This is a genomic window from Vicinamibacteria bacterium (assembly GCA_035620555.1).
Lineage (GTDB): Bacteria > Acidobacteriota > Vicinamibacteria > Marinacidobacterales > SMYC01 > DASPGQ01.
The window spans coordinates 1-11,312 of sequence record DASPGQ010000016.1 but is presented as its reverse complement, the minus strand read 5'-3'; the positions used below and the strand labels follow the sequence as shown (position 1 = coordinate 11,312).

At 62.5% G+C, this 11,312-nt stretch carries 10 protein-coding genes; 8 read left to right on the top strand and 2 right to left on the bottom strand.

The window, feature by feature from the left end; all coding sequences use genetic code 11:
* The coding region (gene cysC / locus VEK15_00640) for an adenylyl-sulfate kinase (protein ID HXV59169.1) at positions 1-447 on the top strand (447 nt) is incomplete at its 5' end.
* A 3-nt stretch (positions 448-450) separates the two neighbouring features.
* Positions 451-1,236 carry a 3'(2'),5'-bisphosphate nucleotidase CysQ gene (locus tag VEK15_00635; protein HXV59168.1) on the top strand — a complete coding sequence of 262 codons (786 nt, stop codon included), beginning with the start codon at positions 451-453 and terminating at the stop codon, positions 1,234-1,236.
* Here VEK15_00635 and VEK15_00630 read toward each other — a convergent pair.
* Positions 1,218-1,820: a sulfotransferase gene (locus VEK15_00630; GenBank protein HXV59167.1), complete on the bottom strand. Its 603-nt coding sequence runs from the start codon at positions 1,818-1,820 to the stop codon at positions 1,218-1,220. The two genes, VEK15_00635 and VEK15_00630, sit on opposite strands and share 19 nt — an antisense overlap.
* Before the next feature lie 71 nt (positions 1,821-1,891).
* Between VEK15_00630 and VEK15_00625 the strand changes: the two genes are divergently transcribed.
* From VEK15_00625 to VEK15_00600, 6 genes are read left to right on the top strand one after another with little or no spacing between them, the layout of a single operon-like run.
* Positions 1,892-4,015, top strand: a complete 2,124-nt coding sequence (locus VEK15_00625; protein ID HXV59166.1) for an alkaline phosphatase family protein — start codon at positions 1,892-1,894, stop codon at positions 4,013-4,015.
* Entirely contained in the window at positions 4,015-5,949 is a 1,935-nt protein-coding gene (locus tag VEK15_00620) for an alkaline phosphatase family protein (protein ID HXV59165.1), read from the top strand. Before VEK15_00625 ends, VEK15_00620 begins: the two co-directional genes overlap by 1 nt.
* A 3-nt stretch (positions 5,950-5,952) precedes the next feature.
* Positions 5,953-6,150 (top strand): hypothetical protein, encoded by a 198-nt coding sequence (locus VEK15_00615; protein HXV59164.1) that lies wholly within the window; start codon positions 5,953-5,955, stop codon positions 6,148-6,150.
* Between the two features lie 2 nt (positions 6,151-6,152).
* Positions 6,153-6,974, top strand: a complete 822-nt coding sequence (locus VEK15_00610; protein ID HXV59163.1) for a hypothetical protein — start codon at positions 6,153-6,155, stop codon at positions 6,972-6,974.
* A 38-nt stretch (positions 6,975-7,012) separates the two neighbouring features.
* The gene (locus tag VEK15_00605; GenBank protein HXV59162.1) at positions 7,013-9,484 is read left to right on the top strand and encodes a DUF305 domain-containing protein; all 2,472 of its coding nucleotides are present in this window, start codon (positions 7,013-7,015) and stop codon (positions 9,482-9,484) included.
* Position 9,485: 1 nt separating this feature from the next.
* Positions 9,486-9,995, top strand: a complete 510-nt coding sequence (locus VEK15_00600) for a hypothetical protein (protein HXV59161.1) — start codon at positions 9,486-9,488, stop codon at positions 9,993-9,995.
* 173 nt (positions 9,996-10,168) lie between these two features.
* On the opposite strand, the gene VEK15_00595 is transcribed toward VEK15_00600, so the two are convergent.
* Complete coding sequence (locus VEK15_00595) at positions 10,169-11,209, bottom strand: HAD family hydrolase (protein ID HXV59160.1); 1,041 nt, start codon at positions 11,207-11,209, stop codon at positions 10,169-10,171.
* Positions 11,210-11,312 lie beyond the last annotated feature (103 nt).

Sequence of the window (11,312 nt, the reverse complement as noted above, 5' to 3'; positions counted from 1 at the left end):
GGCCGGAGCGTGACGCTCCTGGATGGCGACATCGTACGAAAACATCTCTCGTCGGAGCTGGGCTTTTCGAAAGAGCACCGCGACATCAACATCCGCCGCATCGGTTACGTCGCTTCGGAGATTACCAAGAACGGTGGAATCGCCATTTGCGCTCCCATTGCGCCTTACGAGGTCGTTCGCCAGGAGGTCAAAGCAATGATCGAGCCGGTGGGCGGCTACATGCTCGTCTACATCGCGACACCTCTCGACGTCTGCGAGAGCCGTGACCGCAAGGGCATGTACGCCAAAGCGAGGAAGGGGATCATCAAAGAGTTCACCGGCATCTCCGACCCATACGAGGAGCCGCAAGCTGCCGATCTCACGATCGACACGAGCGACACGAGCCCCGAAGCCGCCGCCCAGGAGATCATCCTTCACCTGGAAAGTCTCGGATATATAGGAGCGTAACGAATGGATGTTCTCGCGCGGATTCAGGAAGCTCTCGAGGCGGCAGCCTCGGTCATCAAGGATTTCACTTCGGGACGAATCGAAGCGGAGAGGAAAAGGGGCGGTGACCCCGTCACCGAGGCCGACCGAGCTGTGAATCAGGCTCTTCACGCGCTGCTGCCGAGGGACAGCGAAGGCTGGTTGTCCGAAGAGACCGTCGACGACAAGAGCCGGCTGAACCGGCATCGGGTCTGGGTCGTCGATCCCCTGGACGGAACCAAGGAGTTCGTTACCGGAATTCCCGAGTGGTGTGTCTCGGTGGGTTTCGTCGAGGACGGTGCTCCCATCGCCGGTGGGATCTTCAACCCCGCGACCGGTGAGAAGATCGTCGGAGCCCGCGGACACGGGGTTTTCTACAACGGGGAGCCCGCACAGATGAGCCATCGCCGCTCGCTCGAAGGGGGGCTGGTGCTCGCAAGCCGCAGCGAAGTCGACCGGGGTGAATGGAAGGCTTTCGACGAGGCGGATTTCGAGGTGCGTCCCATGGGATCGGTGGCCTACAAACTCGCTCTCGTCGCCGCGGGAAAAGCGGACGCGACCTGGACCATCGTGCCAAAGAACGAATGGGACGTCGCCGCCGGAGCGGCGCTCGTGCTCGCAGCGGGTGGAACCGTCTACGAGCCGGAAGGCGAGTTGCCGTCGTTCAATCGTGAGAACACGCTACTGCGGGGTCTGGTCGCCAACCCCAAGAGCCTGGACGACGCGGTGAAGGATCAGATTTCCTACGCCCTTCAAGCGCGGTTTCGATAGAGCTTTTCCTCCACCGCGGTTGCCATCTTCTCGACATCGAGCGGAAGCGCGAGAAAGTCCCGAATCCGGTGGGCCTCGCCGAGCGCATTGGAGATGACGTCGCCGTAAGCGATCTCGATGAACCGGAAGTGGTCGCGGTGTTTCATCAAGTAGCTCGCCTTCCATAGGTGATCTTCCCAAAGCTCGAGCATTCGCTCGTCGCTCGATTCGTTGCTCTCGTTGCGTCTCTCGAGCATCTTCTTCTGTGAAGCGAGCACCTCCCGAAGCTCGCGTTTCATGAAAATGACCTTGTAGTTGTTCGTGTCGGGAAGGTCCTTCAACAGAAACGATATGATCTTCACCGCCTTGCCCCGGGCCTCACGAAGCCAGGCGCGGTCGGCATCTTCTTTGTATAGGTCTTTGACGCGCTCGTCCTCGTAATAGCCCTTGGGGTTATCTTCCCCCGGTTCCCGGATCCCGTCGGTGACGACCGAAATGCCACCCAGAGCGAGCATTTGCATGGCCATCGAAGTTCCCGACCGAGGAAGCCCCGACACGACAATCACCGGCTCACCATATCGCAGCCTTCGATACAGCCTCTTCATACCGAGCAATCATGATAACGCGTTTTTGGCAGGAAAAAGGCTTCCATTCGCGCTAGACTACCAACCCGCCAATGAAGTATCGACGCCCGGTTCTAGCCGCAGGCTGCTTACTGTCCCTCCTGGTCCTCACTGCCCACCCGGCGGAAGCCTATATCGGACCAGGCGCGGGCTTCGCTCTGCTCTCCTCGTTCCTGGTGGTATTTACGACCATCCTGATAGCGCTCCTGTCGCTTCTGGTATGGCCCTTCCGCATGGCCTGGCGTTTCCTGATGAGGCGGTCCCGGCCGAAGCCCTGGATTCGCCGGCTCATCATCGTCGGCTTCGACGGGCAGGATCCCAAGCTGACCGAGAGGTTCATCAAACGGGGGCTCTTGCCCAACTTCCAGAAACTGGCGCAATCGGGGTGCTACCGCCCGATCGAAACGAGCTACCCCGCGATCTCGCCCGTTGCCTGGTCCTCCTTCGCGACCGGGACCAATCCGGCGAAGCACAATATCTTCGACTTTCTCGACCGGGATCGACGCACGTATCTTCCCCTGCTGTCCTCGACGCACATCGGCAGCGTCGAGCGCTCGCTCAAGCTCGGGGGGTTTCGAATCCCTCTCCAGAAGCCCGAATTGCGCTTGCTCAGGAAGTCGAGACCGTTCTGGAGCATCCTGGGCGACAACGACATATGGAGCACCGTGCTGAGAGTCCCGATCACGTTTCCGCCCGATAAGTTCAAGGGCGCTCAGCTTTCGGCCATGTGCGTTCCCGACCTTCTGGGCACCCAGGGCACGTTCCTGCTATACACCACACGAGCGTCGGAGAAACGCTTCAAAGAAGGCGGAATCCGGGTGGAGCTCCCGCGGAACGGCAACCGGATGGAGACGAAGCTCCAGGGCCCGGAGAACCTGTTTCGCGACGGAAACCCACCCCTGGAGCTGCCACTTCGGATCGAGCTCGATCGCGACCAGAGTGTGGCGCGGGTCCGGGTGGGGGGGAACGACCCCGTCGAGCTCCCCCCCCGCAAACTCTCGGACTGGATACCTCTTTCGTTCAGCGCCGCACCCGGAGTCAAGGTCTCGGGGATTTGCCGGATGATGGTGACCGAGATGGACGAGCATTTCTCGCTCTATGTGACGCCCATCAATATCGATCCGGACAAACCGGCGATGCCCATCTCCCACCCGTCCTACTACGCAACCTATCTTTCGAAGAAAATCGGTCACTACTGCACGCTGGGCCTCGCCGAGGACACCTGGGCGCTCAACGAGGGCGTGACCGACGATGCGACGTTCCTTCAGCAGACGTACGACATCGACCGAGAACGCCAGGACATGTTCTTTGCTGCCCTCGACCGTCTCCGCGCGGGCGCGCTCGTGTGTGTCTTCGACGCCACCGACCGTATTCAGCACATGTTCTGGCATTACCTCGAGGAGAATCACCCGGCGAACAACGGCCAGGGTGTGGCCGATGCCGAGCACCGGACCGCCATCGAGAACATCTACAAGCACAATGACGAGCTCGTGGGGAGGGTCCTGGAAAGAGTCGGGAAGGGTGACGTCCTCGTCGTGCTCTCGGATCATGGGTTCAATTCGTTTCAGCGCGGCGTGAACCTGAACGGCTGGCTCCAGAAAGAGGGGTTGCTCACGCTCAAGGAGGGCTCCGAGGGCAGAAGCGAATGGTTGCGCGACGTCGACTGGTCGCGAACCAAGGCCTACGCGCTCGGCCTGACCGGAATGTTCCTGAACCTCGAGGGGCGGGAGGCGAACGGGATCGTAGAGCCCGGCGCGGAAGCGAATGCGGTGAAGCGGGCGATCATCGAGAAGCTCTCCGGCCTGGTGGACGACGAGCGCGGCGAGGTCGGCATTCAAGAGGTATTCGACACCGCCACGATTTACGACGGGCCCTATCTCGAGAACGCACCCGACCTGATCATCGGGTACAACAACGGCTACCGAATCTCCTGGGACTGCGCCACGGGCGTGGTCGCCGGTCCCGTCTTCGAGGACAACGTCAAGGCCTGGAGCGGCGACCACTGCGTGGATCCCCGCCTGGTTCCCGGAGTGTTCTTCTCGAACTATCCCATCGAGTCGAAGACCCCTTCGCTCGTCGACATCGCTCCGAGCGCCCTCACCTTGTTCGGAGTCGAGCCCCCGAAGCACATGGAGGGAAAGCCTCTGTTTGCTCGCGAGGTATTCCAGCCACGTTGATGCGGCGCGCCCTGGCCCTGGCTCTCCTCTTTGCCGCCGGATGCTCGCGCGAGCCGGCGTCGGAGAAGCGGCTCATCGTTCTGGGCTTCGACGGCATGGACCACGCGTTGACCAAAGAACTGATGGAAGCCGGCCGCTTGCCGAATTTCTCGCGGCTCGCCGAGGCCGGCAGCTTCCAGGCGCTCGAGACTTCGGTCCCGCCCCAGAGCCCGGTCGCCTGGTCGAACTTCATTACCGGGATGGACTCCGGAGGGCACGGCATCTTCGATTTCCTGCATCGCGATCCGGAAACGATGGTTCCTTACCTGTCGACGACGGACGTCTCCGGGGGAGGAACGACGATCGAGGTCGGCGGGTATCAGTTCCCCCTCTCCGGTGGATCCATCGAGCTTCTGCGAAAGGGACGAACCTTTTGGGAAGTCCTCGAGAACCACGGGGTCGAGACGACGATCATCCGCATGCCGGCGAACTTCCCCCCCTCGGGCACGGCGACGCGCGAGCTCACCGGCATGGGAACGCCGGATTTGCCGGGAACCATCGGCACGTTCTCCTTCTACACATCGAAGCTGTTCGCTTTCGCCGGGCAGGACATCTCCGGCGGCGAGGTGTACGAGGTCGACATCTTCGACAATGTGGTCGAGGCCGCTTTGTATGGTCCTGACAATCCCTTTCTCGTCGAGACCGAGAAGGTGACATCGCCGTTCACCGTCTACCTGGATCCCGTGGATCCGGTGGCCAAGATCGTGGCGGGCGCCGAGGAGCTAATTCTTCGCGAGGGCGAATGGAGCGAGTGGGTGACGGTGGAGTTCCCCCTCATCCCCACGCAAACGCTCGCCGGCATGGTGCGCTTCTACCTGAGATCGGTGCGGCCCGACTTCGAGCTCTACGCCTCGCCGGTCAACTTCGATCCGATGGCGCCTCCTCTTCCGATCTCGACTCCGGGTGGCTATGCGGCGGAGCTGGCCCGAGCCACGGGACGCTTCTACACCCAGGGGATGCCCGAGGACACGAAGGCGATCGAGCAAGGTGTCCTGACGACGGAGGAGTTCCTCGCGCAAGCCGAGATCGCGGGACGGGAGATCCGGGAGCAGTACCGTTACGTCCTCGATCGATTTCAGACCGGCCTGCTCTTCTATTACGTGGGAAACGTCGATCAGGTGAGCCACGTGATGTGGAAGGTGCGCGAGCCCGACCACCCCGAATACGACCCCGAGGTCGATCCGGAGTACGAGGGGCTCATCGAAGACCTCTACGTCGGTTTGGACGAGATGGTGGGCTACACGCTCGATCACATGGGAGAGGACACGACGCTGGTCGTCATGTCCGACCACGGTTTCACGTCGTTCCGACGATCGTTTCACCTGAACGCCTGGCTCGCGCACAAGGGCTATCTCGCCGTCAAGAACCCGGATCTCGAGAACGATCCCGGACTGTTCGTGAACGTGGACTGGACGGGGACGCGCGCCTACGGGGTCGGGTTAAACGCGCTCTATGTCAACCTGCGGGGCCGCGAAAAAAACGGCATCGTGGCGCCGGAGAAGCGCGAGGCCTTGATGGACGAGATCGCCGAGCAGTTGCTCGGCGAGATCGACCCCGCGACCGGACTTCCGGCGGTCACCAAGATGTACAAGCGCGAGGAGGTGTACCGAGATCGTGGCGAGCTCGAGATCGGACCGGACCTCATCGTCGGCTACGCCAAGGGAACGCGAGGGTCGGGCCGTTCGGCACTCGGCGCCGTGGGAAAAGAGATCATCACCGACAACCTGGACGAGTGGAGCGGCGACCACGAGATGGACCACGAGACCGTGCCCGGAGTGCTCTTGACCAGCCGACCCTTGAAGAGACCGGCATCGAGTCTCAAGGAGCTGGGTCGTTCGATTCTGGTGGAGTTCGGGATCGATGAGCCCATCCAGCCAACGGAAGAAACGGAGTAGAACATGTTCGGATCGAACCGCATCAAGCTCGACGGCGACCTGCTGGCGAAGATCAAGAAATACGCCGAGATCGCGGGCTACTCTTCGGTCGAGGAGTTCGTTACCCACGCCCTGGAAAAGGAGATCGCGAAGATCGAGGAAGGGGGAACGACCGAGGAGGAAATCAAGAAACGTTTGAAGGGCCTCGGTTACATCTCCTGACGATGTCCCTGATCAACGCGCCGCTTCGCGTCCTCTTCGACATCGTGTTGGCGCCGTTCAGCGATTGGCCTCCCCTCGTCGGGCTGACGTTGATCTCCCTGCTGACCGCGGTCGGCCTTCTCGTCGTCTTCAAGCACACTTCGAACCAGAAGGCTCTCGATGCCGTAAAGAGAAAGATCCATGCAGGCCTGTTCGAGATCCGGCTCTTCAACGACGACTTCCGCCAGATCGTGAGATCGCAGCTCGAGATCCTGCGACACAACCTTTCTTACCTCCGTCATTCGTCGGTACCGCTCGTCTGGACGCTCCCCCCTCTCGTTCTCGTGATCGCTCAGCTGCAGTTCCATTACGGCTACGAGGGGCTCGCCGTCGGCAAGCCCGCCCTGGTCAAAGTCGAGCTGGGCTCCGGCCATTCGACGGACTCGAAGCCGGCGATGGTCTTGACCACTCCGGATGGCATTCGGGTCGACACCCCGGCGGTGTGGATTCCTTCCCTCGGGGAGATGACATGGCGCATCGTTCCCGAGGTCCCGGGTGACTACGAGCTTTCCATCATGAACCGAGGGGAGACCGTCACGAAGACCGCGCGGGTAGTGAGCGGTACCGTGCGTCGGTCCCCGGTGAGGGTGCGGGGCTTTCTCGACGAGCTGCTCTACCCCGCCGAGCCCCCGGTGCCCGCGGGTGAGATCCAGGCCATCCACGTGAGCTATCCCGAGACCAACGTGAGCGTCTTCGGCTTCGAGCTCCACTGGATGATCGTTTACTTCGTTCTTTCGATCGTCTTCGCTTTCGTCCTGAGGGGCCCGTTCGGCGTGACGATCTAACGATTTCAATCGGGCGGACTACAATAGGTGGAGGTCACATGAATCTAGAGAGCATCGCAACCGCAGCGCTCGTCGCGGCTTTCGTCCCTTTGGGTATCGTGGAGAGCCAGACGGAGCAGCCTCCGATCGTCCAGCCCGGCGCTCCCGGTCAGCCGAGCAAGCTGATCTCCGCGGACGAAGCGAGCGTCGTTCCCGGCGATCAGTTCACCGAGGCCGATGTGAGCTTCATGCAGGGGATGATCTCGCATCACGCCCAGGCGCTGGAGATGACCGAGCTTCTTGCCACCCGGAGCCAGCGCGACGTCATGCATACGCTCGCGAAGCGGATTGCCCTTTCCCAGGAAGACGAGATCAAGATGATGCAGGAGTGGCTGCGCTCGCACGGCCGGGACGTCCCGGCGGTCGACGCCCACCATGCGCATGACGCCGTGCTCATGCCGGGCATGCTGACGCGCGATGAGATGACCCGTCTCGAGCAAGCGCGCGGGATCGAGTTCGACCGGCTGTTCCTCGAGCTCATGATCGAGCATCACCGGGGGGCGCTGATCATGGTCGAAGACCTGCTCGCCAAGCCCGGCGGGGGTCAGGCATCGGACATCTTCGCGTTCACGTCCGACATCACCGCCGATCAGAGCATGGAGATCGAACGGATGGGAACCATGCTCACGGAGCTCTCCGTCGATCCTCGAGCCCACCTCGACCCGGGATTTCGGGACGCGGGCCAGGCGATCCTCAATCTGGAGCTGGTGGCGACGCTCCCGAAGCCTGCCGGTTTCTTCGATCCCGAAGCGCCCGCCGGCCGGCCGATCCCTCCCGAGCGAGATTCCAAGAGCCCGAAGGAGCCGGAGAAGGCCGAAATGACCGAGGAGACCGAAGTGGCCGCCGATCCGGACACGACGGGTGAAGGTCAGAAGGAAGAGGACACCAAGGATGAGCCTCCGCCGCAAGGGCCCGTCGTTTTGAGTTTCGCGAACACGGATCTCGCTTTCGCCAAGGACACTTTGTTCGAGGGCAACTACCACGGTTTCAATACGTACAACGTCGAGGACCCGACGACGCCGGCCCTTCTCGGCTCGGTCGTGTGCCCGGGAGGCCAGGGAGACGTTTCCGTGCTCGGAAATCTCCTTTTCATGTCGGTCGAGCAGACAAGTGGCCGGGTCGACTGCGGCCTCGAGGGAGTCCTCGACCCGGTGAGCGACGCACGTTTCCGAGGCATTCGGATCTTCGACATCAGCGACGTGCGGATGCCGCGACAGGTGGCCGCCATCCAGACGTGCCGAGGGTCGCATACGCACACCCTGGTGACCGACCCCGATGACGAGGGTAACCTGTACCTCTACGGCTCGGGCACGAGCTCGGTACGCTCCGGTGAGGAGCTCGCCGAGTGCTCGGACAAGGCTCCGGACGCGGATTCCAACACCGCGCTTTTCAGCATCGACGTCATCCGAGTCCCGGTGGCGCATCCCGAGGAGGCTCGCATCGTGGCCCGTCCGCGCATCTTTGCCGATCCCGAAAGCGGCGCAATTGCCGGCTTGTGGAAGGGCGGGGACCACGGGCCGGGAACCCAGAAGACTTCCGAGACCAATCAATGCCACGACATCACCGTGTTCCCCGAGATTAGCCTGGCGGCGGGCGCGTGCTCGGGAAACGGCATCCTCCTCGATATCTCGGATCCGGTGAATCCGGTTCGGCTCGACCAGGTCGTGGACCCGAGCTTCGCCTACTGGCACTCGGCGACGTTCAACAACGACGGCACCAAAGTGATCTTCACCGATGAATGGGGTGGCGGCGCACGTCCCCGCTGCCGGGCTTCCGACCCCAAGGAGTGGGGAGCGAACGCGGTTTACGACATCGTCGATCGCAAGCTGGTATTCCGAAGCCACTACAAGATGCCGGCCCCACAAACCGAGCAGGAGAACTGCGTCGCCCACAACGGATCGCTCGTGCCCGTGCCGGGACGCGACATCATGGTCCAGGCCTGGTACCAGGGGGGCATCTCGGTCTTCGACTTCACCGATTCCGCGAACCCCTTCGAGATCGCCTATTTCGACCGTGGTCCCATCGACGGGAAGCAGCTCATGATGGGAGGCTACTGGTCCGCGTACTGGTATGACGGTTACATCTACGGCACCGAGATCGCCCGGGGCCTCGACGTGCTGAAGCTCGTGCCGAGCGAGCACCTGACCCAAAACGAGATCGATGCCGCGAGCCTCGTCTCACCCGACGTCGTCAACGTGCAGCAGCAACGACGCATCGAATGGCCGGCGAGCCCGGTGGTGGCACGCGCCCGCCTCGACCAGCTCACTCGGACCCACTCGATTTCAGCGGAGCGAGCTTCGGCTTTGACCGCGGCTCTCGCTCGAGCGGAAGTGGGCGGCGGAGCCGCGGACGAGCTCGACGCCCTGGCAACGGAGCTCGAGCGCGAGGGCGCCGGGGCGAGCGAAAGCGATCAAGCGCGTATCACGGCTCTCGCCGGCACGGTGAAGAAAGTTGCCGAGAGTCTCCGCTGACATGCGGGCTCGATGGTGCTGGATCCTCTTCGCAGCGGTGCTCGCGATCCGATGCAACGACGAGCCTGCGCTCGCTCCATCGTCCGCCACACGCCTTCTCGAGGCAGGCTGGTCGTTTGGGTTTTGCCTCGGGTCATGTAACGGCACGCTCACGGTTCAAAACGAGACCCTCGACTACCGCGTCACCGACCGGGAGGGCAACCAGGTTCTCGCTTCGAGCCAGGGGCACCTGACGGCGGCCGGGAGCGCAGGTCTTTCGACCTTGCTCTCCGACATTCCCCAACCGCTCGACGACGTCTACGGCTGCCCCGACTGTGCCGACGCCGGCGCGGCTTACGTCATCCTGAACCGAGATGGCGTGAGCCGACGCAGCATCTACGAGTACCCGAACCCTCCCGCGGAGCTCGCCGCGCTCGATGAATTCCTGAAGGAGGTCATGGACGCCCTCGGAGCCTGCCAATCCACCGCGCAGGTGACGATCGAAGGAGACTGCTCACCCGTCCCTCGCTGAGCGTCTCGTGGCTTGCGCGGGGGCACGACCGTAGTCACCGATCCCAAGCTGAGGGTCGACAACGGAGACATCCTCCCCAAGCCGAAGAAGACGACGCGACGGAAGAAGTAGCCGAATCAAACCGTCGAGGGTCGATTTCGCATCATCGCCTACCGGTCGTGAACGCCCCGGTATTACTTGTCCGGGTCGGGATAGATCCGACTCCAGTCGTTTTTCATGTCGACGACGACCCAGCCGCGCTGATAGGCCTCATCGAGCGCATCGCTGAGCCGGCCGATGTGCGAGTCGCGGTCATACGCCCACTCGCGGTCGCCATCGGTGTGGTGAACGATGAGACCCAATCTCGGCGAGGTATCGCCGGGACCGCGAGGAATCGTGGTGTATTGCAACATCTGCAGGTCACCGTCGGAATTGCCCGCGGCGAAAATCGGCCGGCGGCCGATGTGGCGATAGATGCCGACGGGTTTGCCTGCCTTGTCGTCCACGAATAGGCCTTCTCCTTTCTTGACGATGGTGGGTACCCCGTCGCGCATCTCGAATTCGGATCCGAGCGACGAGCCGACCACTTGCTCGGGCGGTATGCCGTATACCTCCTCGGCAAACACCCGCATGAAGTCGACGCCGCCACCGGAGACGATGAAGGTCTTGAAGTCGTTGCCGCGGAGATAGTCGAGAAGCTCGAGCATGGGTTGGTAGACCATCTCCGTATAGGGCCTGCCGGTCGTCGGATGCCGTGCCGTCGTCAGCCATTCGCGCACCGATCCGGCGAACTCCGCTGCCGTCATGTTCGCGTGTGCTTCGAGCACGACCTTCTCCACGCCTGCCGTTCCGCCGGCCATGAGCCCGTTCATGTCGCCGGCGATAGCACTCTTGAACGGTTCCGTGTCGCTCCACTCCGGATGATCGGCCGCCATGGCCCGGACGCGGTCGAGGGCAAAGATCAACTGAAAGTACATCGGCTGCTCGCTCCAAAGACAGCCGTCGTTGTCGAAGGTGGCGATGCGCTCGGCGGGCGGGACGAACGAGGCCCCGCCCGCGGTGGTCACGTCGTCGATGAACTGGATGATGGCTTGCTTGGGGGCACCGTCGTTCCACGACGGGAGCGGAACGGCCGGAGCCTCCGCGGAGGGTTCTGGCGTCTCGGGAGCGGTACAAGCGCCCGCGAGCAGGCTGAGCGTGAGCAGCAAGGTCGCCGTCGGGCGTCGACTCGACATGACCAAAACCTCCTCTCCTCGTCGATCACGACCTGTTGGCTCAGCGTCCTCCCATCGAAGCCTCGATCTGCTTCATGACGTTCGTGAGATTGAAGGAACCGGG